The organism is Cypionkella sp. (assembly GCF_028290025.1).
Lineage (GTDB): Bacteria > Pseudomonadota > Alphaproteobacteria > Rhodobacterales > Rhodobacteraceae > Cypionkella.
Genome location: NZ_JAQGKQ010000049.1, coordinates 1 through 25,710 on the forward strand (window position 1 = coordinate 1; position 25,710 = coordinate 25,710).

Annotated in this window: 36 protein-coding genes; 27 read left to right on the forward strand and 9 right to left on the reverse strand. The window is 58.3% G+C overall.

The genetic code is table 11. The annotated features are described in order from the left end of the window. From JWS10_RS06755 to trmD, 6 genes are all read left to right on the forward strand, one after another. Nucleotides 1–226: GNAT family N-acetyltransferase (locus JWS10_RS06755; RefSeq protein WP_299505703.1), on the forward strand; the 226-nt coding region annotated here is incomplete at its 5' end. Next, nucleotides 223–519 carry a chorismate mutase gene (locus JWS10_RS06760; RefSeq protein WP_299473353.1) on the forward strand — a complete coding sequence of 99 codons (297 nt, stop codon included), beginning with the start codon at nt 223–225 and terminating at the stop codon, nt 517–519. The genes JWS10_RS06755 and JWS10_RS06760, both read left to right, overlap by 4 nt. A gap of 41 nt (nt 520–560) precedes the next feature. Next, nucleotides 561–917, forward strand: coding sequence for a 30S ribosomal protein S16 (gene rpsP / locus JWS10_RS06765; RefSeq protein ID WP_299473350.1), 357 nt, complete (start codon nt 561–563; stop codon nt 915–917). 65 nt (nt 918–982) lie between these two features. After that, nucleotides 983–1,492: a ribosome maturation factor RimM gene (gene rimM, locus JWS10_RS06770; protein ID WP_299505705.1), complete on the forward strand. Its 510-nt coding sequence runs from the start codon at nt 983–985 to the stop codon at nt 1,490–1,492. 294 nt (nt 1,493–1,786) lie between these two features. After that, nucleotides 1,787–2,686: a hypothetical protein gene (locus tag JWS10_RS06775; protein ID WP_299505707.1), complete on the forward strand. Its 900-nt coding sequence runs from the start codon at nt 1,787–1,789 to the stop codon at nt 2,684–2,686. Nucleotides 2,687–2,784: 98 nt separating this feature from the next. Further along, nucleotides 2,785–3,612, forward strand: a complete 828-nt coding sequence (gene trmD, locus JWS10_RS06780; protein ID WP_299505709.1) for a tRNA (guanosine(37)-N1)-methyltransferase TrmD — start codon at nt 2,785–2,787, stop codon at nt 3,610–3,612. A gap of 34 nt (nt 3,613–3,646) precedes the next feature. On the opposite strand, the gene JWS10_RS06785 is transcribed toward trmD, so the two are convergent. Further along, a complete protein-coding gene (locus JWS10_RS06785; RefSeq protein WP_299505711.1) occupies nt 3,647–4,141 on the reverse strand; it encodes a hypothetical protein in 495 nt (164 codons plus the stop codon). A 561-nt stretch (nt 4,142–4,702) separates the two neighbouring features. Here JWS10_RS06785 and rplS point away from each other — a divergent pair. The 4 genes from rplS to JWS10_RS06805 all read left to right on the forward strand — a co-directional run bounded on the left by rplS (nt 4,703) and on the right by JWS10_RS06805 (nt 6,787). Further along, complete coding sequence (gene rplS, locus JWS10_RS06790; protein WP_299505713.1) at nt 4,703–5,077, forward strand: 50S ribosomal protein L19; 375 nt, start codon at nt 4,703–4,705, stop codon at nt 5,075–5,077. Between the two features lie 11 nt (nt 5,078–5,088). Next, entirely contained in the window at nt 5,089–5,310 is a 222-nt protein-coding gene (gene rpmE / locus JWS10_RS06795) for a 50S ribosomal protein L31 (RefSeq protein ID WP_054005494.1), read from the forward strand. 96 nt (nt 5,311–5,406) lie between these two features. Beyond that, nucleotides 5,407–5,835, forward strand: a complete 429-nt coding sequence (locus JWS10_RS06800) for a hypothetical protein (protein WP_299505715.1) — start codon at nt 5,407–5,409, stop codon at nt 5,833–5,835. Between the two features lie 142 nt (nt 5,836–5,977). After that, entirely contained in the window at nt 5,978–6,787 is an 810-nt protein-coding gene (locus JWS10_RS06805) for a division plane positioning ATPase MipZ (protein WP_299473322.1), read from the forward strand. On the opposite strand, the gene JWS10_RS06810 is transcribed toward JWS10_RS06805, so the two are convergent. After that, nucleotides 6,756–6,923 (reverse strand): hypothetical protein, encoded by a 168-nt coding sequence (locus JWS10_RS06810; RefSeq protein WP_299505717.1) that lies wholly within the window; start codon nt 6,921–6,923, stop codon nt 6,756–6,758. The genes JWS10_RS06805 and JWS10_RS06810 overlap by 32 nt on opposite strands. Nucleotides 6,924–7,104: 181 nt before the next feature. Here JWS10_RS06810 and JWS10_RS06815 point away from each other — a divergent pair, with 181 nt between their 5' ends. Next, complete coding sequence (locus tag JWS10_RS06815; RefSeq protein ID WP_299505718.1) at nt 7,105–8,610, forward strand: malonyl-CoA synthase; 1,506 nt, start codon at nt 7,105–7,107, stop codon at nt 8,608–8,610. Between the two features lie 70 nt (nt 8,611–8,680). Here the strand turns inward: JWS10_RS06815 and JWS10_RS06820 are convergent, their stop codons facing one another. Continuing rightward, nucleotides 8,681–9,031, reverse strand: a complete 351-nt coding sequence (locus JWS10_RS06820; protein ID WP_299473401.1) for a metalloregulator ArsR/SmtB family transcription factor — start codon at nt 9,029–9,031, stop codon at nt 8,681–8,683. Between the two features lie 193 nt (nt 9,032–9,224). On the opposite strand from JWS10_RS06820, the gene JWS10_RS06825 reads away from it, so the two are divergent. The 5 genes from JWS10_RS06825 to JWS10_RS06845 all read left to right on the forward strand — a co-directional run bounded on the left by JWS10_RS06825 (nt 9,225) and on the right by JWS10_RS06845 (nt 11,847). Next, nucleotides 9,225–9,587 (forward strand): AtpZ/AtpI family protein, encoded by a 363-nt coding sequence (locus JWS10_RS06825; RefSeq protein WP_299473313.1) that lies wholly within the window; start codon nt 9,225–9,227, stop codon nt 9,585–9,587. Then, entirely contained in the window at nt 9,571–10,359 is a 789-nt protein-coding gene (locus tag JWS10_RS06830; RefSeq protein WP_299473310.1) for a F0F1 ATP synthase subunit A, read from the forward strand. Before JWS10_RS06825 ends, JWS10_RS06830 begins: the two co-directional genes overlap by 17 nt. Before the next feature lie 48 nt (nt 10,360–10,407). Beyond that, nucleotides 10,408–10,647, forward strand: a complete 240-nt coding sequence (locus JWS10_RS06835; protein ID WP_054005488.1) for a F0F1 ATP synthase subunit C — start codon at nt 10,408–10,410, stop codon at nt 10,645–10,647. 83 nt (nt 10,648–10,730) lie between these two features. Beyond that, nucleotides 10,731–11,276: a F0F1 ATP synthase subunit B' gene (locus JWS10_RS06840; RefSeq protein WP_299505720.1), complete on the forward strand. Its 546-nt coding sequence runs from the start codon at nt 10,731–10,733 to the stop codon at nt 11,274–11,276. 4 nt (nt 11,277–11,280) lie between these two features. Further along, a complete protein-coding gene (locus JWS10_RS06845; protein ID WP_299505722.1) occupies nt 11,281–11,847 on the forward strand; it encodes an ATP F0F1 synthase subunit B in 567 nt (188 codons plus the stop codon). A 60-nt stretch (nt 11,848–11,907) separates the two neighbouring features. Here the strand turns inward: JWS10_RS06845 and JWS10_RS06850 are convergent, their stop codons facing one another. From JWS10_RS06850 to JWS10_RS06860, 3 genes are all read right to left on the reverse strand, one after another. Continuing rightward, a complete protein-coding gene (locus JWS10_RS06850; protein WP_299473287.1) occupies nt 11,908–12,675 on the reverse strand; it encodes an FCD domain-containing protein in 768 nt (255 codons plus the stop codon). Nucleotides 12,676–12,779: 104 nt separating this feature from the next. Then, entirely contained in the window at nt 12,780–13,433 is a 654-nt protein-coding gene (locus JWS10_RS06855) for an OmpA family protein (RefSeq protein WP_299473283.1), read from the reverse strand. Nucleotides 13,434–13,568: 135 nt separating this feature from the next. After that, the gene (locus JWS10_RS06860; protein WP_299505724.1) at nt 13,569–14,399 is read right to left on the reverse strand and encodes a methylated-DNA--[protein]-cysteine S-methyltransferase; all 831 of its coding nucleotides are present in this window, start codon (nt 14,397–14,399) and stop codon (nt 13,569–13,571) included. A gap of 102 nt (nt 14,400–14,501) precedes the next feature. On the opposite strand from JWS10_RS06860, the gene nth reads away from it, so the two are divergent. From nth to JWS10_RS06885, 5 genes are all read left to right on the forward strand, one after another. Then, complete coding sequence (nth, locus tag JWS10_RS06865; protein WP_299505726.1) at nt 14,502–15,146, forward strand: endonuclease III; 645 nt, start codon at nt 14,502–14,504, stop codon at nt 15,144–15,146. Next, complete coding sequence (locus tag JWS10_RS06870; protein ID WP_299505729.1) at nt 15,143–16,126, forward strand: adenosine kinase; 984 nt, start codon at nt 15,143–15,145, stop codon at nt 16,124–16,126. Before nth ends, JWS10_RS06870 begins: the two co-directional genes overlap by 4 nt. A 253-nt stretch (nt 16,127–16,379) precedes the next feature. After that, nucleotides 16,380–16,544, forward strand: a complete 165-nt coding sequence (locus tag JWS10_RS06875; RefSeq protein ID WP_299483287.1) for a hypothetical protein — start codon at nt 16,380–16,382, stop codon at nt 16,542–16,544. A 173-nt stretch (nt 16,545–16,717) separates the two neighbouring features. Next, nucleotides 16,718–16,861 carry a hypothetical protein gene (locus JWS10_RS06880; RefSeq protein ID WP_299505732.1) on the forward strand — a complete coding sequence of 48 codons (144 nt, stop codon included), beginning with the start codon at nt 16,718–16,720 and terminating at the stop codon, nt 16,859–16,861. A 13-nt stretch (nt 16,862–16,874) separates the two neighbouring features. Next, complete coding sequence (locus JWS10_RS06885) at nt 16,875–17,234, forward strand: type II toxin-antitoxin system death-on-curing family toxin (RefSeq protein WP_299505735.1); 360 nt, start codon at nt 16,875–16,877, stop codon at nt 17,232–17,234. A gap of 39 nt (nt 17,235–17,273) precedes the next feature. On the opposite strand, the gene JWS10_RS06890 is transcribed toward JWS10_RS06885, so the two are convergent. Next, a complete protein-coding gene (locus JWS10_RS06890) occupies nt 17,274–17,912 on the reverse strand; it encodes a ribonuclease T2 (RefSeq protein ID WP_299505737.1) in 639 nt (212 codons plus the stop codon). Nucleotides 17,913–18,064: 152 nt separating this feature from the next. Here JWS10_RS06890 and JWS10_RS06895 point away from each other — a divergent pair, with 152 nt between their 5' ends. Continuing rightward, nucleotides 18,065–18,823 carry a cell cycle transcriptional regulator TrcR gene (locus JWS10_RS06895; RefSeq protein WP_299483283.1) on the forward strand — a complete coding sequence of 253 codons (759 nt, stop codon included), beginning with the start codon at nt 18,065–18,067 and terminating at the stop codon, nt 18,821–18,823. Nucleotides 18,824–18,912: 89 nt separating this feature from the next. Here the strand turns inward: JWS10_RS06895 and JWS10_RS06900 are convergent, their stop codons facing one another. Then, the gene (locus tag JWS10_RS06900; RefSeq protein WP_299505740.1) at nt 18,913–19,761 is read right to left on the reverse strand and encodes a universal stress protein; all 849 of its coding nucleotides are present in this window, start codon (nt 19,759–19,761) and stop codon (nt 18,913–18,915) included. Between the two features lie 222 nt (nt 19,762–19,983). Continuing rightward, nucleotides 19,984–20,133 carry a hypothetical protein gene (locus JWS10_RS06905; protein WP_299505741.1) on the reverse strand — a complete coding sequence of 50 codons (150 nt, stop codon included), beginning with the start codon at nt 20,131–20,133 and terminating at the stop codon, nt 19,984–19,986. 97 nt (nt 20,134–20,230) lie between these two features. Here JWS10_RS06905 and JWS10_RS06910 point away from each other — a divergent pair, with 97 nt between their 5' ends. From JWS10_RS06910 to JWS10_RS06930, 5 genes are all read left to right on the forward strand, one after another. After that, complete coding sequence (locus JWS10_RS06910; protein ID WP_299505742.1) at nt 20,231–21,106, forward strand: LysR family transcriptional regulator; 876 nt, start codon at nt 20,231–20,233, stop codon at nt 21,104–21,106. Between the two features lie 183 nt (nt 21,107–21,289). After that, nucleotides 21,290–22,597, forward strand: a complete 1,308-nt coding sequence (locus JWS10_RS06915) for an AMP-binding protein (RefSeq protein WP_299505744.1) — start codon at nt 21,290–21,292, stop codon at nt 22,595–22,597. Nucleotides 22,598–22,749: 152 nt separating this feature from the next. Further along, nucleotides 22,750–23,379 (forward strand): hypothetical protein, encoded by a 630-nt coding sequence (locus tag JWS10_RS06920; protein WP_299483273.1) that lies wholly within the window; start codon nt 22,750–22,752, stop codon nt 23,377–23,379. Nucleotides 23,380–23,507: 128 nt separating this feature from the next. Then, nucleotides 23,508–24,422 (forward strand): acetyl-CoA carboxylase, carboxyltransferase subunit beta, encoded by a 915-nt coding sequence (gene accD, locus JWS10_RS06925; RefSeq protein ID WP_299505746.1) that lies wholly within the window; start codon nt 23,508–23,510, stop codon nt 24,420–24,422. A gap of 23 nt (nt 24,423–24,445) precedes the next feature. Continuing rightward, the gene (locus JWS10_RS06930) at nt 24,446–25,684 is read left to right on the forward strand and encodes a folylpolyglutamate synthase/dihydrofolate synthase family protein (RefSeq protein ID WP_299505843.1); all 1,239 of its coding nucleotides are present in this window, start codon (nt 24,446–24,448) and stop codon (nt 25,682–25,684) included. The last annotated feature ends 26 nt before the right edge of the window (nt 25,685–25,710 follow it).

The window sequence follows — 25,710 nt, forward strand, 5'->3', positions numbered from 1 at the left end:
TGAAGCCGAAGGCCGCGGCCTCGCGTATGAGGCTGCCCTCGCTGCCCGCGCCCATGCCTACACCGCTTTGGGCTGGAAAACCGCCATCAGCCTGATCGCCGCCGAAAACCTCCGCAGCAAGGCCCTAGCGCAACGCATGGGCTGCAGCCTCGACGGCGAATTCATTCACGAAACCTTCGGTGTCAGCCAGATATGGCGCCATCCAGCACCGGAGAACTTGCAATGACCGACGCCACCATCATCGCCGCCGAATTGCTGAAAGATCACCGAGAGAGCATCGACCGCCTCGATGCGATCCTCGTCTACACCCTTGCCGAACGCTTCAAGCGCACCCAAGCCGTTGGCCGCCTGAAAGCTGAACACGACCTGCCAGCATCTGATCCGACGCGGGAAGCCCGCCAGATCGAACGGCTGGAATGGCTTTCGAAAGAAGCCGATCTCGACCCCGAATTTGCCAAGAAATTCCTGACCTTCATCATTTCCGAAGTTATCAGGCATCACGAACAACTACAGAAATAGCCGCAAACTGCGGTTCAAACCAAACCTAAGGAGACTACACTATGTCCATGAAAATTCGCCTCGCGCGCGGTGGTTCTAAGAAGCGCCCGCACTATTCGATCGTTGCAACCGACAGCCGCAACCCGCGCGATGGCCGTTTCCTCGAAAAACTCGGCACCTATAACCCGCTGCTCGCCAAAGACAGCGAAGAGCGTGTGAAAATGGATCTCGACCGCGTGAAACATTGGCTGAGCCAAGGCGCGCAGCCGACCGACCGTATCGCGCGTATGCTGGAAGCTGCTGGCGTGCTGGCGAAAAAGGTTCGCTCGAACCCGAAATCGGCAGTTCCCGGCAAACGTATGGCTGAGCTGACCAAGAAAAAAGCAGCGCGTGCAGAAGCTCCGGCAGCTGCAGAATAATCGCTGAACATTGAAAACTGCGGCTCCCTAACCTTGGGGGCCGCATCTTAACATCGGAGAGCCCAATGCCCAACCCAGACCACATCTGCGTCGGCGCCATCGCAGGCTCTTTCGGCATCCAAGGTGAGGTGCGGCTGAAAAGCTTTTGCTCTGACCCCGAAGCCATCGCGTCTTACGGACCATTGTTCAGCGAAGACGGCCAGACCAGCTATAAGGTCAAACTGACGAAGCCCGTCGCAGGCGGTCTTGGCGCGCGCATCGCTGGTGTGGAAACCAAGGAACAGGCCGACGCCCTGAAGGGGATAAGCCTCTATGTTGACAAGAAAAAACTCCCCCGTTTACCGGATGATGAATTCTACCACGCCGATCTGATCGGCCTCGCCGCCTTCGATACCGGCGGCGCTGAACTCGGTCGCGTGCTGGCAGTGCATAACCACGGCGCGGGCGATCTGCTCGAAATCGCTGGCCCCGGCCTGAAATCCGGGCTGCTGCTGCCGTTCACGCTTGCCGTGGTGCCGACCGTCGATCTCGCCGCAGGCCGCATAGTCGTCGATCCGCCGGAAGGTTTGGAATAGGGTCAGAGCGGCCTTATTCCGATATCAAGGGCGAAGCGCGCCGGTCAGCGCCCATTGCCCGGCAGGCGATAGCAATTTGCAATCGTCGAGAGGAGGGCCTCCCGCCGGGAGGTCGCTTTTGCAACCGAGGCCAGCAGAAATCCTGTAAAAGAGGCTGCCTCGGCGCGTGATCCCGCGGTCGGCTCTGCCCTGTGTCGGCCTATTACCCAAACGATCTTTGGTGCCACCCAACAGCAAGGGCTGGACTAAACTAACTTGCTAAGCCACTCTGCGCGCAGGCGAAATGGGGGCTTCATGCATAACCGTATGCGATGGCTGATGGGTGCGACGGCGCTCTTGTATATCGGGCCACTGCTGGCGGGGCTTGGCGGCTTTGGTTGGCCGCTGGTGCCGGTGTTTATGGTACTGTTCTTGCTGTGGCAGTTCATCCTGCGCCCGCAGCAATGGCCGCGTCAATTCCATGAGTGGACGCAGTATCCGGCTTGGGCCACCCTTGCCAGCAACGCAGCACTGCAGTTGCTTTTCGTGGCATTGCTGTTCGGCGTCGGTCGCGGCATTGGTGGCGCTCTGGGCTTCGTGCCGCTTTACACCGAGATGCTGCCCGTCGCGATTTCGTTCCTGTCGATCCCGCTCGCCCGGTTGATCTGGAACCCGTGGAAGCCCCATGGCGTCAATGACTTTCTAGATCACGCCATTGATCAGATCGCGCACCCCGCCAATCCGGTCGAGGTCAGCGAGATGAACACCGCGCGACGGATGATTGCTCCGCTTGCCGATCTGCCCGACGATACCCCGCCCGCTGCCATCGCCCAACATTTGCTGGCGCTGTCGGCATTTGCGGAGCCTGCCTATGTCCGCACGGCTTTGTTTGAGCGTGCGCGTGCGGGTGCGAACCGTGCCGAAATCATCGCTCTGATCTTGCACAGCACCGACCCTGGCCTGATCGTGGAAGTGCCGGGAGATGGCCCGACGTTGGCAATGGCTTTGGTGCCCGAAGACCCCGATCTGATCGCGCTTTATGCCAGCCGCCTCGCCGAAGCGATGCCGCAACACGCAGAAATTTGGGGGAAATCCCCCAGCTTTGATCTACTAGAGGCAGCGGCGGCGAAGTACATTAACACAAGGGCCGAAACACCGCTGCGCGATTTGATCGCCGCCACCGACGCCGCGCAGCCGGAAGATGGCTTGGCGTAAGCTCTGATTTTAGCCCCTTTGCAATGCGCGCACCACGGGCGGTTTCACCGCAACGCAAACGCCCTAGCGGCGCGCCCACTCAAAGGCTAAAAGCCGGTATGACCGATACTTCCGACACGCCCGACACCCCGCCCACAAAATCGCATGGCCGCATTTCAATCCGCGCCAGCCTGAAACCGCGCGATTTGATGGAGGAGCCGCTGCATGTTAAGGATGCGTGGCGGGCGAAGATCATCACCCTGATGCCAGACGCATTCCCGGGTATTTTGGGCGTTTCTCTAACTGGCAAGGCGCTGGATCTCGGCCTTTGGGCGTTGGATGTGATAAACTTGCGCAGCTTTGGGCAGGGCAAGCACCTTAACGTCGATGACACCCCGGCGGGCGGTGGTGCGGGCATGGTGCTGCGCGCCGATGTGCTGGATCTGGCATTGAACGATGCCGCGCAACACACCCCGCGCGACCGCAACCGCTGGCCAGTGATTTATCTTTCGCCGCGTGGCAAGCCCTTCAATCAAGCCATGGCCCGCCGCTTCGCCGCCTGCGATGGCATCACTATGCTCTGTGGTCGCTTTGAAGGCGTTGATCAACGGCTGCTCGATCATCACGATATCGAGGAAGTCTCGCTTGGTGATTTCGTGTTGACCGGGGGCGAAATTGCAGCCACCGCACTCATAGATGCGACGGTGCGGCTTCTACCGAAAGTGCTGGGAAACCAACACTCTACGGTAGAGGAATCCTTTTCCGATGGCCTGCTAGAGCACCCGCAATACACCCGCCCTGCCGTGTGGAACGACTTGCCCATCCCTGAGGTTTTGCAATCTGGCAACCACGCCGCCATCGCAAAATGGCGGCAGGCGCAGTCAGAAGAAATCACAAAACTGCGGCGGCCTGACCTGTGGCAAGCCTATCTGCGTCGCAAGGCTTAGATTGAGGCCCGTCCACAGGCTTACCTCAGCATGGCTACCAGACGGTGAAGCGCACCGGAATTGTGGCGATGTCGAGAGCCAGACGCAGGTTGTGCGCCTGCAACGCCCATGCGCCCGAAGCCCCTGCGTTGGCACCTAGATTGAATGCCGAGGTGAAAGGGTGCGACCAAGTGCTGACGTAAGTGCCATATTGCGCCAGTTCGACCACGCCAGCCTTCTCATAACACTCAAACGAGATTGTCTGCCCAGCGCCCCGATGATGGCCGGCCAATGTGGTGAAAGTGAAAGCCAGCGGTGCAACTGCCGTTACCGTTACTGGATCAGACCCAGTGCCCATATTGTCAAATGGCCCCATTGTATCGATCAAATCGTAGGTCGTTCCCAACAAGATCGACGACGCCCCGCCCCGGCCTGAAACCGTAAAAGGAAAAATGGAATTGGGCCGAGCCTGCAAAATCGACATTGCCAGAAGCGCAGTTACCGTAGGGGATACCGGACCGATATCCCAATCGTGACGATAGGTTGCCAATGTGTGTTCCTTAAATATGACGCATAAAAGTGGATCGTGGCGGTCGAGAACAGGCTCGGCCTAACGCAGCCGTTGTTTCGATTGGCTTACGCAAAAGTAGTTTTAAAATGGGTCTAAGAATCCGAGAAGTTGTCTGAAGCTAGCTTACAAAGCGTGATGGCACAAGCAATCCAGCGGCCGAGTACGAACGCGGTCACGCGCTGCAACAAGCGCGCATTGTCGGCGAGGCTGGGTCGAGTTGCCGTAGCGGTGAATTGCGAACGACGCTATGAGGTCACCCGTTGGGCCTAACGCTTTAGGCGCGCCCCTTGACCCATCCCGTCAGCCACCCTATACGCGCCTTGTCCGGGGTCAAAAGCCCATCGGGCCCGATTCTTTTTGGCCGCAATGCTTGCCTTCTTCCGCGAGTCTGGCCGGAACTTCGGACTTCAAAAGCAAGCCGCATCTCTGGCGGGGTTATCAATTCCGGTTGAGAACCAGAATCGATAGCGACCCGATCGAAGACCAGAAGCTCTACGGCTGCATCACGTCGGGGAAAACCCTGCAAACAAAGGAACTGCGATGAATATTATCGCCATCATCGAAGCCGAGCAGATCGCTGCGCTCGGCAAGAAAATCCCGGATTTCAAAGCCGGTGATACCGTGAAAGTCGGCTACAAAGTTACCGAGGGCACCCGCTCACGCGTACAGAATTATGAAGGCGTCGTGATCGCTCGCAAAGGTGGCTCGACCATCTCTGCTTCGTTCACCGTGCGTAAAATCTCGTTCGGCGAAGGCGTGGAACGTGTGTTCCCGCTGTATTCGACCAACATCGACAGCTTCGAAGTGGTCCGTCGCGGCCGCGTGCGTCGTGCCAAGCTGTATTATCTGCGCGATCGTCGCGGCAAGTCGGCCCGGATCGTCGAAGACACCAACTACAAAGCCAAAGCAGAGTAAGGAGCAGAGCGATGAAAGACGGAATTCACCCCGACTATCACACCATCACCGTCAAAATGACCGATGGCACCCTGTTCCAAGCCAAAACCACTTGGGGCAAAGAAGGCGACCAAATGGCGCTGGACATCGACCCGCTGGCACACCCGGCCTGGACCGGTGGCTCGGCAAAACTGATGGACACCGGCGGTCGCGTGTCGAAGTTCAAGAACAAATACGCCGGTCTGGGTTTCTGATCCAACACCGCTGCGAGAATTGGGGCGTCTCCGCGGAGGCGCCCTTTTTTACATGCATGCCCGAAGTTTCGCCGCAATTAGGTGGCACGAAGTCTTATGTCTCGCATCCTGTTTGCCCTGTTATTTTGCAGCACGCCGGCCTTTGCCGACGTCAATATGTTTCAGCGTCTGTCGGGCATTTATGGCGATCCGCATCCCGATGGCGCAGACTGCACTCAAGCCGTGCAGCGCCTGACTTTCGCTGATCAAAACACCCGCGGCGATTTGCAGGTGGTCAGCGATCCGCAGGGACCGAACATGCATGTTAGCTTGGATTTGCCGTTCACCGTGCTGCACCCTACCCAGCGCGGTATTGAAATCCGCTTTGACGATGAAGAAATCTTAACCCCAAACGGCACGCTTGTGGTGTGGGAGTTTCGCCCGCTGAAAGCACCAAATCGCTACTGCTGGCACCGCACCGATTGGCCGACTGATCGATGCATCAACATGGTGCAGTTTTGTGAAGCGGAAGTGCCGATGTCGTAAAACGACGTCCCAAGCCACCAACTACCATAAATCGCGACATTCTTAGCGCCGTTCTCGTCTTGGTTTGCAATCAATTCGATGCGGATTGAATGCAAACGGCCGGGACCGTATAGCAAGTTTCACAGACCAAAGGGGACGCGGCATGGCGCATATTATCGTTGTCGGCAATGAGAAGGGCGGTTCGGGTAAATCCACCACCTGTATGCATGTGGCGACAGCGTTGTGCCGAATGGGGCATCGGGTGGGCGGGCTCGATCTCGATCTGCGGCAAAAGTCCTTCGGCCGCTATGTTGAGAACCGCCGCGCTTTCATGGCGCGCGCCAACCTTTCTCTGCCGACCCCAGATTACAGCGATTTGCCCGAGCTTGAGCCGGGATCCTTGGCGCAGGGCGAGAACGCCTTTGATGCGCGGCTCTCTGCAGCGGTGGCAAAGTTGGAACAGGTTTCCGATTTCATCCTGATCGACTGCCCCGGCAGCCACACGCGCTTGAGCCAAGTCGCACATTCGCTTGCCGACACGCTGATTACCCCCTTGAACGACAGCTTCATCGACTTTGATCTGCTGGCCCGCGTCGATGCGGAAACCGGGCGCGTCAAAGGCCCGTCGATTTATTCAGAGATGGTCTGGAATGCGCGACAACTGCGCGCGCAGGCCGGGCTGAAGCCTATCGACTGGATCGTGCTGCGCAATCGTTTGGGCGCGCAACAAATGCACAACAAGAAGAAAGTCGGCGCGGCGTTAGAAGAACTTTCCAAGCGCATCGGCTTTCGTGTCTCACCCGGATTTTCCGAACGAGTGATCTTTCGCGAGCTATTTCCGCGCGGGCTGACGCTGTTGGATCTCAAGGATACCGGCGTTGATCAGCTGAACCTGTCTAACATCGCAGCGCGGCAAGAACTGCGCGATCTGCTGAAAGAGCTTAGGCTTCCAGGTGTGACAGTCTCGTTCTGAACAGCAGCGGTAGCGCCTCACGCCGCGCCTCACGGCTACGAGTGCGTTCCAGTCGCGTATCGAACAGATCGTTACCTGCGTCTGGCTTTTGCGTAAACAAGCCAAACCGGGCGAACAGAGCGTAGCCGAATTTCATGGGGATCTCCTGTAGGCTGCATTTCACGTAACCAATCTGGAGTTGAAACGCGGCGGGAAAATGTCACTCAAACGGTGCTTTCGAGCCAATTCAGTGACGTTTGAGGCAGTTGGTTTCGAGGCAGGCTTTGCGAGAGGCGCGCCTATCGGCGATAGTGCAGCAAAGGCCGAAAGGAACGTCGATGCCGAACCCACTTTATGATGCACTTTTCGCGCCCTTGGCCCGTCGGGAAACGCCGCTTTTGCTGCTGCAAGACGGTCGCGAGATCTCGGGCGTGGTGTTTCATGCCCAGATTGCGCGCTATGCCCATGCTCTGCACAGCCTTGGGGTGCGGCCGGGGGACCGGGTCGCCGTGCAAATTGCAAAATCGCCCGAAGCGTTGGCAATCTATGCGGCCTCTGTCAGCATGGGCGCGATTTTTCTGCCGCTAAACCCTGCCTATACCGCAGCCGAGCTGGATTATTTTATCGGCAACGCCACGCCAAAAGTTTTCTTATGTGATCCGGCGAAATCCGCCAGCCTGCAACCGATCGCGACGGCTTATGCGGTGCATCTGCGGACACTGGGCGGCTACGCAGACGGCAGTTTTCCCGATCTGGCCGCGCTGCAGTCGGATGACTTTACGCCGACAGACTGCGCGCCGGGTGATCGTGCGGCGATCCTATATACCTCTGGAACCACCGGGCGTTCTAAGGGTGCGATGCTGACCCATGACAATCTGCTATCTAACGCGCAGGCTTTGGCGCAGGTCTGGCAGTTCACCGCAGCCGACACGCTGCTGCACGCGCTGCCGATCTTTCACACGCATGGGTTGTTTGTCGCCTCTAACGTCAGTCTGCTGACGGGGGGCAAGATGATCTTTCTGCCGGGGTTTGATGCTGAAACCGTGATCCGATTGTTGCCGAAAGCCACTGTAATGATGGGGGTGCCGACGTTCTACACGCGCCTGCTTGATACCCCAGGTCTGTCGCAAGCGGCTCAGCACATGCGGGTGTTTATCTCGGGCTCGGCACCGTTGTTGGCCGAAACCCATGTCGCGTTTGAAGCGCAAACCGGCCATCGCATCCTTGAGCGTTATGGCATGACCGAAACCAACATGAACACGTCCAACCCCTATGACGGCGAGCGGCGTGCCGGAACCGTGGGTTTGGCACTGCCGGGTGTCGAACTGCGCCTCATTGCGCATGGCGCGGAAGTGGCGGCGGGCGAGGTGGGTGTGATCGAAGTGCGCGGACCAAACGTGTTCAGGGGTTACTGGCAGATGCCAGAGAAAACCGCCGAGGAGCTAAGCGCTGATGGCTGGTTCCTTACCGGCGATCTCGCCACGCGGGACGCTGATGGCTACATCACCATCGTCGGTCGCGCCAAAGATTTGATAATCACCGGCGGCTTTAACGTTTACCCGAAAGAGCTGGAACTTTTGCTTGATGAGGTGCCCGGAGTGATGGAATCCGCTGTGATCGGCCTGCCGCATCCGGATTTTGGCGAGGCGGTGTTCGCGGTGCTCGCGCCGCGCAAAGGCGCGAAACTTGATCCTGCGGCGGTACTTGCACAGGTCGCGCAAAACCTAGCGCGCTTCAAGCAACCGAAGGCTGCTGTCGTTGTCAGCGATCTGCCGCGAAACACCATGGGTAAGGTGCAAAAGAACCTACTGCGGGCCGAGTATGCCGGCTGGTTCAAGAAATAAATGATTACCGTCAGAGCGATACAAACCTATGGCAGTTTTCCAGCCACCAAAAACCGGGCAATTCCAAAGGTTAATCCAGCGTTTCAACGCTGTTTTCATCCTCCGCTAACTCGCCCTCCAAAAACCGCTCAAACGCATCCAGATCAACCGGCTCGAACTGTCCGAACCCCTGCATCCACACACTCGCGCTTCGCATCGCATCCGGCTCTAGCTTGCACCATATCACCCGCCCGCGCTTTTCGCGGCTGATCAAACCGGCTTCTGCAAGGATGCCCAGATGTTTAGAAATAGCGGCTAAACTCATCTGGAACGGCTCGGCCACATCGGTGACGGCCATGTCATCCTCCAGCAACATCGCCAAAATCGCCCGCCGCGTAGGGTCGGCGAGGGCAGAGAATACGGTGTCGAGATTGGCTGTCATCGCACTGTTATCGGGCCACCAAATCCGATCGTCAACCAAATGGTTGAATATGCCAGCGGTCATATGGCGCGGCTGAACATTCATCTGCTCCGGTAAACCCATAGCAAAATCAACGGTTTAGGGATCAGCTTACGCACTTGACTCACAGCGTCCCAATCCGTAGTTATCCCCCAAACCTCTGGAGGCTATTGCCGTGGTATCTGATGCGGATCGTGAGCGCCTTGCCGCACTCGAAAAGCGGATCGAAACCGCCAAAGCAGCTGCTGCGCCCCGGCGTTCGGCGCAAGAGGATAACCATCGTCAGGCACAGCTTGCTTGGCGCATGGTAATAGAACTTGTGGCCGGTCTGATGATCGGTTTCTGCATCGGCTACGCGCTGGATTACCTGTTGGGAACCATGCCGCTGTTTCTGGTGATTTTTATACTGGCGGGCTTTGCGGCTGGGGTAAAAACCATGCTGCGGTCAGCTAAAGAAATGCAGGCAAAATCAGACGCTTCTGCGACTGACCCGCAACCAAAAGCCACTTCGGTGGCCGACGATGAAGAGGAAGATTGACGTGGCAGGCGAAGCGCATAGCGAAGGATTGTCGTTCCATCCTCTGCAACAGTTTGAGGTTCACCCGCTGTTCGGCGATGGCCCAATCCATTGGTATACAATAACAAATGCCACCGTTTGGTTGCTTTTGGCAGCGATTTGCGTGATCGGCGTGTTCGTTTTGGGCTCGGCTGGTCGCAAGCTGGTGCCGTCGCGGATGCAATCGGTTGGTGAGTTGGGCTATGACTTCGTCCGCAACATGGTTGTCGATGTAACTGGCGAAGACGGCGCGAAATACTTCCCGATGGTTATGACTCTGTTCCTGACCATCGTGTTTTCAAACATCCTCGGCCTGCTGCCCGGTTCGTTCTCGCCAACATCGCATATCGCTGTAACGGCGGTGATGGGTATCGGCGTGTTCCTGTTCGTCACGCTGCTAGGTCTTTATAAGCACGGGATGCACTTCTTGGGCTTGTTCTGGATGAAGGACGCACCGCTGATCCTGCGCCCTGTGATCGCGATAATCGAGCTGATCTCCTACTTCGTGCGCCCGGTCAGCCACTCCATCCGTCTTGCTGGCAACATCATGGCAGGCCACGCGGTTATGAAAGTGTTCGCCGCTTTTGCGCCGATGATCCTGATCTCGGGTATTGGTGTTCTGGTAACGCCGGTGTCGATCCTTGCCATCACCGCCATCTACGCGCTGGAGGTTCTTGTGGCCTTCATCCAAGCCTATGTCTTTACCATCCTGACCTGCGTTTACCTGAAAGATGCGCTGCATCCGGGCCACTGACGCAAGTTTTTAACCTCATCTAACCTATTCCATCCTAAGGAGAATATCATGGATCTCGCAACCGCAGCCGCACTCGGCAAATTCATCGGCGCTGGTCTGGCCGCTATCGGTTCTGGCGCTGCCGCAATCGGCGTTGGCAATGTTGCTGGCAACTTCCTGGCTGGCGCTTTGCGCAATCCGTCGGCAGCTGGCTCGCAAACTGCGACCCTGTTCATCGGTCTGGCCTTCGCAGAAGCTTTGGGGATCTTCTCGTTCCTCGTCGCTCTGCTGTTGATGTTCGCAGTCTGATCTGACGCTCGCATCCTTACGGTCAGGGGTGCCGCCATTGCGCGGCGCCCTTGAACTTCAAAAAGGGTCCGACGGAGGGCAAAATGGCGACCACGACTACCACTGAAGCCGCAACGGAAGTTGCGCATGAAGGCGCTAAGGCAGGGATGCCGCAGCTTGACCCGACCCACTTCGCGAACCAGATTTTCTGGCTAGCTGTTACCTTGGTTCTAATCTTTTTCGTGCTGAAGCTGGTTGCTTTGCCACGCATCGGAGGCACCTTAGCCACCCGTCGTGGCACGATCATCAACGATCTTGCTGCGGCTGAAGAGCTGAAGCAAAAGGTTGCGGCAGCGGAAAATGCCTACAATGACGCATTGGTTTCGGCGCGGGCTGAGGCTGGCAAGATCGTCACCGCGGCGAAAGCTGACATCCAGTTGGATTTGAACGCGGCGATTGCAAAGGCTGATGCTGAAATCTCGGCGAAAGCTGAGGAATCGGCGGGTCGGATTGGCGAAATCCGGGCAGGTGCGCAAGATGCTATCTCGGAAGTGGCGAAAGACACCGCCGGAGAGCTGGTTGCAGCTTTGGGCGGCCAGTCTGATGCAGCGTCGATCACAGCCGCTGTAAACGCTCGATTGAAAGGCTAAGGCGATGAAAAACATCTTTCTAGTCGTCGCTCTGCTTGGCATCGTCGCTGTGCTAACTGGCAACAATCACGGCGCGGAACTGATCAGCTTGCGCAACACCAACTTTGTGGTGCTGTTGGCTTTCCTGATTTTCATCGGCATCCTGCTTTACACAGGTGTTCCGGCGAAATTGGCCGGATTGCTGGATGCTCGTGCGATCCGCATCAAAGCCGAACTGGATGAAGCGCGCGCCTTGCGTGACGAAGCCAAATTGCTGCTGGCGTCTTACGATGCCAAGCATAAGGAAGTGCAAGAGCAATCCGCGCGCATCATCGCTTCCGCCAAGGAAGAGGCTGAGGCCGCTGCTAAGCAGGCCAAAGAAGATCTGAAAACCTCGATTGCCCGCCGTTTGGCAGCGGCAGAGGAGCAGATTGCTTCGGCTGAAGCGGCGGCGCTGCGTCAAGTCCGCGAAAGCGCGATCTTGGTTGCAGTGGCTGCGGCAGGCGAGGTGTTGGCCAAGCAGTCGACCGCGCAAACCGCTTCGGCTTCGATCGACGCGGCGATCGCAACGGTTGACGCTAAGTTCCACTAACCAACCGACGATATTGCGAAAAGCCCGGCGCACGCGCCGGGCTTTTTCATTTGGCTGGGTCTATTTTGACTGCTCGTGCTGCAAGCGTTGTCGCGCGATCGCCTCGTTTCGGCGCGCCTTCATCTGATCGACCATAGCTGCTTCGACAAAGCCCAGATGCGCCGCCACCGCATCACGCGCCGCCTGCGGATCACGTGTCTGAATTGCGCTATTGATGGCGCGGTGCTGATCCAGAAGATTGTCGCGGTTAAGACGATTTTTGAACATCACTTGCCGATTGTAGAACACGCCCTGCCGCAGCAAATCATACATCGCGCGCATCATATGCAGCATAACGACGTTGTGGCTGGCCTCAATGATCGCCATGTGGAAACTCGCATCAAGTTCAGCCTCATCAGACGGATCCCGCTTGCTGTGCGCTGCTTCCATCTTGGCGAAAATCGCCGCGACCACTGCCAAATCGGTATCCGAGCCCAGACGGGCCGCGCGTTCGGCGGCCAAGCCTTCCATGTCGCGGCGGAAGGCCAGGTAATCAAATACCGCTTCGTCATGCGCGGAGAACAACCCGATCAGCGCGGGCGGAAACGCCGATCCGAGCACGTCTGCCACGAAAATGCCGGCGTTCGGGCGGCTGGTCAACAGCCCGCGCGTTTGCAGATCGGCCACGGCCTCGCGCAACGAAGGTCGTGAAACCCCCATCCGTTCTGACAGTTCGCGCTCGGAGGGAAGGCGCTCACCGGGGCGTAAGATGCCGCGCAGGATCAACAGTTCAATCTGCTGCACCACGGATTGCGACAGTTTTTCGGCGTCAATTTTCAGGAAGGGCATCGTTGGCTCCGGCTGGATTGGTGCAAATATATGACCAATCCATCCATGGCTCAATGATAAAGGGCCGGAGTTTCCCCCGACCCCTTAAGCGGTTTTCGATAAGCTTAACGCGTTGGGCGAATGATAATTTCGACCCGGCGGTTTTGCGCGCGACCCGATGCGTTAAGGTTCGACGCGATCGGCTGATCTTCGCCGCGACCGTAGGCCGAAATCCGGCCACCAGGCACGCCGCTATCGCGCAACACATTCGCCACAGCGGATGCACGGCGTTGCGACAGGTCTTGGTTATACGCTGCCGAAGCGGTGTTGTCGGTATGGCCGATAACTTCGATGTTCGAATTCGGATAACGGTTCAGCGAAGCCGCAACGGCGCGCAGATCGGAGGTCAGATCAGACCGCAAGTTTGCACTATCGCTGGCAAACAACAAATCTTGCGGCATGTTTACCACAAGGTAGGAGCCGTTATTGGTGACCGAAATGTTCGAGGACAGCGAACCGCGCAGATCGGCGGCTTGAGCGTCAAGCGACGAGCCAATCGCACCACCGACCGCAGCGCCCAAAGCACCACCGATAACGGCTTTTGCCAAAGCGTTATCTCCCTTGCTGGTGCCGCCGGCTACAGCGCCCAGCATACCGCCAACAAGCGCACCATTCTTGGCGCGCGCATTGGGATCGTTCGGGTAGGCATCGGGATTAACGCAAGCGGTCAATGCCAACAGCGCGGCGGTGGAGATGATAACCGGAGTCTTAAAGATCATGTCTGCCTCTGAATGTCTGTGCGGGCCGCATTCGACCTAAGCACCCTATATACAGCAACGCGGGATGTGCGGCATGGTTCCCGCGCGAACTTGGCAAATTATCGCGCAAAAGTGAAAAACCCGTGGAGCGTAGATTTAGATCCTTGCATCCTCGCGCGCGGATTCCCATGCGAGGATGGCGCGTTTCACCGGAAGCCCCCAGTGATAGCCGCCAAGCCCGCCGGATTTGCGCAACGCCCGGTGGCACGGCACCAGAAAGCTGATCGGATTGCGGCCAACCGCCGTGCCGACCGCCCGCTGCGCCGTTGGATGGCCAACCGCGCCCGCAAGTTGTGAGTACGTAGTGACATATCCCGTCGGCACTTGCATCAAAGCCTCCCACACTTTGATCTGAAACGGCGCGCCGATCAAATGCAGGCGGGCCTCACGACCCGACATAGCCTCTGTCAGCAAAGGCTCAATGTTTTGATCTTGCAGATACGTCGCTTGCGGCCAGCGGGCAGTCAGATCGGCCATCGACCAGTCACGGCCAAACTCTTCGGTAAAGCCCAGACCGCAGATGCCGCGATATGTCGCCATCACCAAAGCCTCGCCAAACGGGGTCTGGAAATAGCCCCAACGGATCACCAGATCCGCGCCACCCGTAGCGTATTGGCCGGGGCTCATCGCCTCCCATGTCAGGAACAGATCGTGCAGTCGCCCACCGCCTGACAGCCCCGCCGCATGTGCGGTTTCCAGCACGGTAAAGCGGTCCGCCAGCAGGCCACGCGCATGATCCAGCGTCAGATATTGTTGATAGCGTTTGGGCGACACGCCGACCCATTGCGAGAAAGTGCGTTGAAAATGCGCCGCACTCATCCCCATTTGCGCCGCCAGATCGTCAAGGCTTTGGCCTGGGCCGCTTGCGTCAATGACTTTCAATGCGCGCGCGATAACGGCGTAATGATAGCTGGATTGGTCGGTCATATTGGTCTCCTTGCCGACAATGTAGGCTTGCATGCGGGCTTTCACGACCCGATTCTTGCGCTAAAGCTTGCCGGGTTGCCTGGCTTCGGGCATATCAAAACCATGACTCGCCAGCTTGATTACCCCGCCATGCAGCGCATTTTCATTCGGTTCCAGCAGTTGGAGGCCGAGCCAAAAGGTGAGTTGGAGCATACCAACGCCTTCACTTTGGTGGTGGCGGTGGCTTTGTCAGCGCAGGCGACGGATGTGGGGGTCAACAAAGCCACCCGCAAGCTGTTCGCCATCGCCGATACCCCCGCCAAGATGTTGGCTTTGGGTGAGGAGGGCGTGATTGAGCATATTCGCACCATTGGGCTTTACCGCAACAAGGCCAAGAATGTGATCCGGCTGTCGCAGTTGTTGATCGAAAAGTTCGATGGCCAAGTGCCGTCCAGCCGTGCCGCATTGGTGTCACTGTCGGGTGTGGGGCGGAAGACAGCGAATGTGGTGTTGAACATGTGGTTTGGTCAGCCGTCGCAGGCGGTGGACACGCATATCTTTCGGCTTGGCAACCGCTCCGGGATCGCGCCGGGTAAGGATGAGCTGGCGGTCGAGCGGGCGATTGAAGACAATGTGCCCGCAGAATTCCAGCATCACGCGCATCACTGGCTAATTCTGCACGGGCGGTATATCTGCATCGCGCGCACTCCGAAATGTTTTATCTGCCCCATAGTTGATGACTGCTTGTACGAGGAAAAAAACTTATGAAACGCTATCAGGTTGTCGGTATCGGTAATGCTATCGTGGACGTGTTCGCTCAGGCGGATGACAGCTTTCTAGAGAATATGGGCATTGAGAAAGGCATCATGCAACTGGTCGAGCGGGAACGCGGCGAGTTGTTGTATGCGGCGATGACCGGGCGGGTGCAGGCTCCGGGCGGATCGGTGGCGAATACGCTGGCGGGTCTCGGCAATCTTGGCCTGACCACGGCGTTCATTGGTCGGGTGCATGATGATGCGTTGGGTAAGTTCTATGCGACCTCGATGGCTGAGGGCGGAACCGATTTCGTCAACGCTCCGGTTTCGGGTGGTGACCTGCCGACGTCGCGCTCGATGATCTTCGTTGCACCTGATGGGGAGCGGTCGATGAATACTTATCTGGGGATATCGTCGGAGCTTGGGCCGGAGGATGTCTCGGATGAGGTGGCCGGTGATGCTGCAGTGTTGTTCCTTGAGGGCTATCTTTACGACAAGCCGAAGGGGATGCAGGCATTTGAGCGGGCGGCGAAGCTGTGTCAGGCGGCGGGCGGGCAGGCGGGGATTGCGCTGTCGGACCCGTTCTGCGTGGATCGGCATCGCGCGGATTTCCGGCGGTTGGTCAAGGATCTGGATTACGTGATCGGCAACGAGCATGAATGGTCGAGCCTGTATCAGACCGATCTGGACGCGGCTTTGAAGCAGGCGTCGGCGGATGCGGGGCTGGTGGTTTGCACGCGGTCGGGCGATGAAGTGATCGTCATCCGGGGCGATGAGCGTGCCGTGGTTCCGGTGCGCCGCGTGGTGCCTGTCGATGCGACCGGGGCGGGCGATCAGTTCGCGGCGGGGTTCTTGTTTGGCATCGCGACGGGGCGGTCGTTGGAGATTGCGGGCCGGATGGGCTGCGTTGCGGCGGCTGAGGTGATCGGGCATTTCGGAGCGCGGCCTGAGGCGAATTTGGCCGATTTGTTCGCCGCTGAAGGGTTGATTTAATGGCCTGCCGCGCGTGGACGGGCTCTCGCTTACGTAAAATCAACGGGTTAGCAGGGTGATTAAGGTTTTGTAAATCTTTGCGCCTTTGCTGACCTGAAGCGGCTGCGCTGGGAATATTTCCGCAACTGGGAAGCTTTCATGCTTTGTTTTGCGATGTATATTCACGCGGGGTTGAGGCTTTTCGCTGTGGGTTGCGGGATGCGCCGGATTCAGGCATGACCGGGGCAACACAAGTAGGATAAGAGGCGGCACTATGGATTACAGCAAATCGGGCAACCCCAAGGGTGCCAAGAATGTACCAAAGCACCATGTTGGCAAGGGCCTCGGCGCGGAGAGATCGGCGAACGGCGGCAAGGCCAGCAAGGAAGAATTGGTAGCGCGGATGAAAGCTGCGGCTGCCGAGAAGGTTAAGAAGTAAGCTGCGGATTTGGGTGTGTCCCGCCATGCGGGCATCTGCTGAAATTTGTGTCGGCTGGCTTTCAAAGTTTTGAGCTAGTTCATAAATACCTGATACAATGCCTAGAGACCGAAGATTGTTTGGGTGACAAGATGCGATCAGACCCGATAACGACACCCGTCAAGGGAGGCTGGGTGAAGCGTGATGCTGAAAGTGGGCGCTTGATGGAAGTGCGCACCACTGAGGCTGCGGTAGTGCCAAGCCCGAAGTCGGCAGCGGTTGTAAAGGGTGCTTCCTCTAAGCGCAGCGATGCGCTGAAACGGTTGAAAGATCGCTAGCCGCCATTACGGATTGACGCTGGCCGACGCATTTACAGCGCATGATGAGGCTTTGAGCTATGGTGGTCGAGAAGGTGTGACAAGCCTGCACCTGATTCAGTCCGCATTGGCGCGACCCTACTCGGGCTATCATTCCCCAATCGCGAAGAAAGTCGCGGCACTGCTGCATAGCGTCGTTGCGAACCACGGATTTGTCGATGGCAACAAGCGAACAGCATGGTTACTCGCCGAGCTTTTGGTTGAGCGCAGCGGCTATCGGTTGAATATTCCTGATGATGAGCCGATTGACGATTTAGTGGTAGGTGTCGCGAGCGGCGACGTGGACTTTGACGCGTTGGTGCAATGGTTTAGGGAACGTTTGGTCAGAATTTGAGATCAACCGCTTTCCCGATAGGGACGCGATAAGCTGCACCTACCTCACAGCCTCAAGTCCCGCGTCTTTCAGCTTGCAATCTTTGATTGTGTCCGCGCCGCAGCGCCTTGGCTTCAAGTCCTTCGTCAGGCAAATCCGCAGTTCCTGGATCATGCCTTGATTACAGGTGATGGTCATTTGATCGCGGGCGATGTGCGGGTTGGACTCGGAGAATGCATCTTCGATCACTGAGGCTGGCACATGCAGATCTTTGGTAATTTTGGCGAAAATCGGCGGGATCACTACCGAATTGTAGGCTTTGCGCATCGTGGAATAATAGGTTTTGGCGGAAAGACCGGAGCAGCGACCGTGTTTTTTCCATTCGTAGAAGGCTAACCCCGCCCCACCCATGATATCGGCCATTTGGGCAGAATCGCCGCGGTTGGGGTCGTTTTCAACTGTGCGGCAATTCGCAGGGTAGCCGCGTTCATATTGCGGCCATAGCCCGTGCAGCGTCCATGTCAGGCCGCGCCCGGCGTCGCATTGCGGGTCGCGGCGGTTATCGCCTTCCAACGCGCACCAGTTTGACGACCAGCCCAGCGACATCACATAAAAGTCGAAATCGCCCGGCTTGTCGCCCTGCGCCTTTGCGGCGAAACCCAGACAAATCGCCGCGAGCACCAAGGCCAGTTGACGCATTACCACTTCCCCTTTACCTAAAACCGCATTATATGGGCCAAGAATTCCCTGAAAACGAAAACTTCGCGGCCTCGGTCGCAGCCGTTTTCCCGGCTCGGGGGAGATTTGTAAAGTCCCGCCTGTTCGCGGGCATTGCTCTAGAGGATTGCGCTATGTCTCGCCCCCTGATGTCTAAAGCGACCGCCGTTTGGCTGGTGGACAACACCACGCTGACTTTCCGCCAAGTCGCGGAGTTTTGTGGCATGCACGAATTGGAAGTGCAGGGCATCGCCGATGGCGATGTGGCGACCGGCGTGAAGGGTTTCGATCCGGTTGGCAACAACCAGTTGGACGCGATTGAGATTGAGCGCGGCCAAAAAGACCCGCTGTACAAGCTGAAACTGAAGTTTAACGCGAGTGCGGTGGGCGAGGAAAAACGTCGCGGACCGCGCTATACGCCATTGTCGAAGCGTCAGGATCGTCCGGCGTCAATTCTGTGGCTGGTTAAGTTTCACCCCGAATTGTCGGATGGCGCGATTGGCAAGCTGGTTGGTACCACCAAGCCAACGATCCAAGCTATTCGTGAGCGGACGCATTGGAACATCAACAATATCACCGCGATTGATCCGGTGGCGTTGGGGCTTTGCAAACAGTCGGAGCTGGATACGGCTGTGCAAGCTGCTGTGCGTAAGAAAGCGGCTGAAGGCTCGGTTATGACGGATGATGAGCGGCGCAAGCTGGTCTCGACCGAGCAGTCGTTGGGCATGGATACTGAGGCCAAGATGCCGTCGGGTATCGCGCAGTTCACCCGTGAAGAACAGGAAGAAAAGCCTGCAGATTTCTCGGACGCCGATAGCTTCTTCAACCTGCCGCACGGCGATGATGATGATGATGACGAAGAAGAGGATGAAGACGCCGACGTGCGTCGCTGATCTTTAGCCGCTGATTTATAGTTGAAAAAACCCCGGTCGAAGTGACCGGGGTTTTTGTTTGTCCGATTGCGTTTTGGCGTCAGCTTGGGCTACCGGGCCATCAGTACCGGGACGAGCGCGCCTTCCAGCATGTAGCGGGTGGTGCCGCCCAAAATAGCCTCGCGCAGCCGGGAATGGCCGTAAGCGCCCATCACCAACAGATCGGCATTCTGGTCGCGGGCGTGCTGGTTTAGAACGTCAGCAACGCGTGGCAATGTGCGGGCCAGCACCGATACTTCCGCGCGCACACCGTGGCGGGAAAGCATCTGGCACAGTAACGCGCCAGGCTCTGCGGGCGCCGCTGCGCTGCTGGCCGGATCGACCATCACGATATTGACCAGTTCGGCAGCCTTGAGCAGGGGCATGGCGCGGCGAGCGGCGGTCATCGCCTCGGCCGTCTGGTTCCATGCAATCACGATGCGTTTGGGTTGCACGTTTTGCCCAGGCCCAGTGACGGGATGCACCAGCACCGCGGCCTTGCCCTCAAACAAAGCGGCTTCAACCACTGCTTCGGCCTCGGAACCGGTATTGGCGCCATAGGGCAAGGGCTGAACCACGAGATCGGCGTAGCGGGCATGCTGGGCGACCAGATCGCTGATCGCACCAAGTTGGCTGATTTCGGTTTCAACGGAATAGCGCAGATCGCTGCCCTCAGCGGCCAAAGCGGCGGTGACCTCTGCTTGCAGCGCGCTGATATCGGCCTCGGCGCGGTCGATGCCAACCTGCACCAGCGCAGCTTCGGTGCCCAAATAGGAATAGCCCATCTGCGTGCGATCAACGCCCAATACCAGCACCTCAAGATGCGCGTCTTGGGCGCGGGCAACGCGCGCGGCGCAAGCTATGGTGCGTTTTGCGTCTGCGGAACTGCTTAGAACGGTCAGAATGGTTTTGTAGTCCATCACTCGGTCTCCCCACTGGATGTGCTACGGTTTTGGCTGTGCGAAGATGCAACCACAGAGTGCGGTAGAGCGCACTGCCTTGACCTTAGTGCTTCAACATGGGGCGTTTTCTTAGGCGGATCAAGTCCGTGCCGCTTTAGCGCCTTAGCGGCGGCGTCAGCGCATCGCATACGATCCGGACGCCGCCCTCGGCTTATACCGAGGGCGGATCGGTGACAGCGATCAATGATCTGGCCACTCGCTGGGCAAAGTTTTGCGACCTTGCCAGAAGTATTCTTCTTCCAAGCGGCGTTGCTCGACGATTTTTTCGCGGCTGGTACGGGTATCGGTGCGGGTGGCATAGCCAAAGGCTGCTGCAAGAATACCTAACATCGAACTCTCCTATTTACGTTGCTTCATGCTAGCAATGTCGCTTCTAATGCCGCATATTTCAAAGCAGCAACGGTGTTTTCATGTAAGGTGAGCTTCCATGACGGATTGGCGAAAACTGCCACCGCTGTCCGCTCTGCGGGCGTTTTCAGCTTTTGCACAGGCCAGCGGGCTAGAGGAAGCTGGTGCAAAGATTGGCGTCACCCATGCCGCGATCAGTCAGCAGATCCGCGCTCTTGAGGCACATATGGGTCTGGCCTTGGTTGAGCGTGGTGGGCGGCGGTTGGGGTTGACGGCGGAGGGACGTAGGCTGGCCGAAAGTCTGCACGCCAGCTTTTCTGCGATCTCCAGCACGATTGAAGACCTGACCGGGGCGGATGCGGCACGGGTGCTTCGGATCACCACAACTTCGACATTTGCGGCGGGATGGCTGTTGCCGAGGTTGGCCGATTTTCGTGCGCGCTATCCGGGCATTGATCTGGTGATCGACCCGACGGCTGCCGCGCGTGATATCGGCCGCGAGGCTGATCTGGGTGTGCGCTATGGCAAGGGCGATTGGGCGGGGCTGGTTGCCCGGCGGGTGTTGCGCTCAAGCATTGTGGTGGTGGCCTCACCGAAATTGGTGCCAGAGGGCGCGGCCTTTAGCTTGGCCGATCTAGAGAAGCTGCCATGGCTGCAAGAACTTGGCACCTCAGAGGCGACGGCATTTCTGGATAAGCACGGCTTGCAGCGCGCGTTTGGTGCTGGCATGACCTCAATGCCCGGCTCACTGCTGTTGGATGCGGCGCGGGATGGGCAGGGGGTGGCGATCGCGGTCCGCATCTTTGTCGAAGCCGATCTGGCAGCGGGGCGGTTGCGCTTGTTACACGAAGATCGGGGTGGCGAGGGCTATTTTTTGGTGACACGTCCGGGGTTGTTGCGACCATCGCTGCAACTTTTCTGCGATTGGCTGTTGAAGCAGGCAGCCGCAGCTTGAAGGCACTGGATGCTCTAAATAGCCGGGGTGCTTGGACAAAAATGCCGATGTCGCTTTGCAGTTGCACGCGAGGACCGGCCACGTAGCGCACCGAGGCTATCGCGCGTTTGCCATCAGATTGCCAGATTGTTGGCGTAAGTCAGTATATCCGCAGCTATAGCGCCGCCAAGGCGAGGAGAGTCCATGCTTGATCTTTCCCCCGATCCGCGCAGCTTTGAAGCTATCGAGACCGCCTCACGCGATCAGATAGAGACGCTGCAACTTAGTCGGCTGAAGTGGTCGCTGGCGCACGCCTACCACAACGTGGCGCACGCCAATGCGGCTTTCAAAGCCGCTGGTGTGCATCCCGATGATTTGCGCCAACTGAGTGATATCTCGCGGTTTCCCTTCACCACCAAAGCTGATCTGCGGGCGAATTATCCGTTCGGCATGTTCGCGGTGCCGCGCGAAAAAGTGGTGCGGTTGCATGCTTCATCGGGAACGACGGGCAAGGCGACCGTGGTGGGGTATACGGCGAAAGACATCGACACTTGGGCGCATCTGATGGAGCGTTCTATGCGGGCTTGCGGCACCCGGCCCGGTGATGTGGTGCATTTGTCGTTTGGTTACGGTCTGTTCACCGGTGGCCTTGGCTTTCACTATGGCGCTGAGAGAATGGGCTGCACAGTGGTGCCGGTTTCCGGGGGCGTGACGCATCGGCAGGTGACGCTGATCGAAGATTTTGGCGCGACCACCATCGGCTCGACGCCGTCTTATATGTTGTCAATCTTGGATGAATATCGTGCGCAGGGCCGCGATCCGAGCAAAAGCCCGCTGCGGGTGGGGATTTTTGGCGGTGAGCCGTGGACCCATGCGATGCGGGCCGAGATTGAGGACGCTTTCGATATGCATGCGCTGGATTGCTTTGGGCTGTCCGAGGTGATCGGGCCGGGAGTAGCGATTGAATGCGTGGAAACCAAAGATGGTCTGACGCTGTGGGAAGACCATTTTCTGGCCGAAATCATTGATCCTGAAAGCGGCGCGGTGTTGCCTGATGGCGCCTATGGGGAGCTGGTTCTGACATCTCTGACCAAAGAGGCGTTGCCGATTGTGCGGTATCGGACGCGGGATTTGACCCGGCTGTTGCCCGGCACGGCGCGGTCGATGCGGCGGCTGGAGCGTATCAGGGGCCGCAGTGACGATATGATAATCCTGCGCGGGGTGAATATGTTTCCTTCGCAAATTGAAGAGCAGGTGCTGGCGCATCCGGGTTTGGCGCCACATTTTCAGATCGAGTTGCGCCGCGATGGTCGGATGGACAGTATGCGCGTGGTAGTTGAGGCTGCCGTGGGCGTCGAAATGGCTGCACATGAGGGACTGGCGCTTGGGCTGCATAAGCGCATCCGGCAGATTTTGGGCGTTAACGTCGAGGTCAGCGCAGGCGTGCCGGGGTCGGTGCCGCGTAGCGATGGCAAGGCGGTGCGGATCGTTGATCTGCGCCCAAAGCGGTAAAGTTGGTCGCAGCGTCGGGCGATTGTGGCATTGGGCAGACGCTGTTGATTGGTAACGATGTTTTAATGAATCGGCACTTAAGTGGGGATTGGCGGCGAAGTCCCGGGCGTAATCACGTCTGAAGAAAGCCGCGTTGAGTTTTGGGTGTCGCAATGATCGTGCCGCTGCTGTTGTGTTTAATCTCCGTCGTTGGGCTTGCCTTGGCGGTTGCGTTGCCCGGCTGGCAAGATTTTGTGATGCTGACTGGGCCAGCTTTGCTGGCTGGCCTGTGGATCTTATCGCAAGCGCGGCTGCGGCTTGGCGCAGCGGATCGCACGGCATTTGACCGCACAATGCGGACCGAAACGGGGCCGCCGCGGCGCGGTTTGTTTGCGCGCGCAAAGCCGAACTATGTGGTGGTCGATGGCTCGAACGTGATGCATTGGAAAGACGGTGTGCCGCAGATTGAGGCTGTGAAAGCGGTGATAAGCCAACTGGTTCACGCAGGCTATGCGCCCGGCGTGGTGTTTGATGCCAATGCCGGTTACAAATTGATGGGGCGCTACAAGCACGACTACGCTTTGGGTAAGCTGTTGGGACTGCCGGCAGATCGGGTGATGGTTGTCGATAAGGGTACGCCTGCCGATCCGGTTATCTTGGCCTCTGCAAAGGCGCTGGGGGCGCGCATCGTCAGCAATGATCGGTTCCGCGATTGGGCCGATACACATCCCGAAATCAGCCAGCCCGGGCATGTGATTGCGGGCGGCTATCGCAATGGGCAGGTTTGGCTGGATCTCGCTTGAGCATTCTGCCGCGGACGGCGACTGACAGCAACGGGTTGCGACGCCGTGCCATTGCGGCGTGGCAGCGATTGCATTTCCGACCTCCTCGGACTATCTGACGGTAGACCGATGTTACCGCAGGACAGGCGATGAACTGGATTTCCAACTACGTCCGCCCGAAGATCAACTCTCTATTTTCGCGCCGCGAGGTGCCCGAGAATCTTTGGACGAAATGCCCGGAATGCGGGACGATGCTGTTTCACCGCGAACTTGCGGCAAATTTGAACGTTTGCACCTCATGCGATCATCACATGGCGATTTCCCCGCGTGATCGATTTACTGGGCTGTTTGATGTGGGCGTGTTCGTTGAGGTTAAAGTGCCGGAGCCCGTGGTTGATCCGCTGCATTTTCGCGACCAGAAGAAATATCCCGATCGCCTGAAAACCGCGCAGAAAACCACCGGAGAGCGGGAGGCGATGCTGGTCGCCGAGGGCGAAGTTGGCCGCACGCCGATCATCGCAGTGGCGCAGGATTTCAGCTTTATGGCTGGCTCGATGGGGATGTATGTCGGTAACGCGATTATCGCGGCGGCGCAGCGTGCGGTGCAGCTGAAGCGGCCATTGGTGCTGTTTTCGGCAGCGGGCGGCGCGCGGATGCAGGAGGGGATTTTGTCCTTGATGCAAATGCCGCGCACCACGGTGGCGGTGCAGATGCTGAAAGAGGCGGGCCTGCCCTATGTGGTGGTTTTGACCCACCCGACGACGGGCGGGGTGACCGCGTCTTATGCGATGCTCGGCGATGTGCAGATTGCCGAACCGAACGCGCTGATCTGTTTCGCAGGCCCGCGGGTGATCGAGCAAACCATCCGCGAGAAACTGCCAGAAGGTTTTCAGCGCGCCGAATATCTGTTGGATCACGGCATGCTGGACCGGGTCACTCATCGTAAAGCGCTGCGTGAGGAATTGGTGACGATCCTGCGGATGCTGATGAACCAATCCCCTGCGGTAAAGGGCGATCTTCCGCCGCCGGGCGATATTCTTGAGGCGGCTGAGGTCAAAGAGTGAGCTCTGACGCCGTCCTAGAACGGATGATGACGCTGCATCCCAAGGTGATCGACCTTGTGATGGACCGGGTGGAGCGGTTGTTGGCCGCCTTGGGCAACCCGGAGCGGTCGGTGCCTCCGGTTATTCATATCGCCGGGACGAATGGCAAAGGCTCGACCCAAGCGATGATCCGGGCAGGGTTAGAGGCGGGCGGTTCGCTGGTACATGCCTATACCTCGCCGCATCTGGCACGGTTTCATGAGCGGATCAGGCTGGCGGGCGAGTTGATTTCCGAAGATGCGTTGACGGCTTTGCTCGACGAATGTGTGCGCGCGAATGGCCCGGATGAGATCACGTTTTTCGAGATCACCACCTGTGCGGCGTTTTTGGCATTTAGCCGCGTGAGGGCGGATTACACATTGCTCGAAGTGGGGTTAGGCGGGCGTTTGGACGCGACCAACGTCGTCGCCAAGCCGGTTTTAACGGTGATAACCCCGGTATCGATCGACCATCAGCAGTATCTGGGTGAAACTTTGGCCGAAATCGCGGGCGAAAAAGCCGGGATCATCAAACGTGGCGTGCCGTGCGTGGTTGGCCCGCAAGAAGATGCGGGTATGGCGGTGATTGAGGCGCGCGCGGCGCGGTTGGGCAGCCCGGTGCTGGCGTTTGGTCAGCAGTGGAGCGCGTGGGAAGAACGCGGGCGGCTGATCTATCAGGATGAAAACGGGCTGCTGGACTTGCCGTTGCCGAATTTGCCGGGGCCGTTTCAGATCCAAAACGCTGGAGCGGCGATTGCGGCGTTGCGAGCGTTGGGCAAAGATCAGGCGGCGTGCGAAGCTGCGGTCACAAAGGCGTATTGGCCAGCGCGGATGCAGCGCCTGCGGGTAGGGCCGCTGGTTGAAAGCGCCCCGAATGTCGAGTTGTGGCTCGATGGTGGCCACAATCCGGCGGGCGGCGCTGCGGTGGCTGCGACCTTGGCACGGATGCCTGCGCGTGAGACGCATCTGATTTGCGGTATGCTTAACACAAAAGATGTGCGGGGCTATATGCAGCCGCTCGCGCCGCATGTGACGCGCCTGCACGCGGTTTCTATCCCGGGCGAGAAGAACACTCTGCCTGCCGAAGTGACGCGAGAGGCGGCGCGTTCTGTCGGGATTGACGCGGTGGTAGCGGGTTCGGTGGCCGAGGCTTTGACCGCAGTGGTTTCAGTCTCACCTTATGCGCGGGTGTTGATCTGCGGGTCGCTATATCTTGCGGGGGGTGTGCTGCGAGAAAACGGTTAGGGGATTGCTCTCTCGGACCTGCTCAC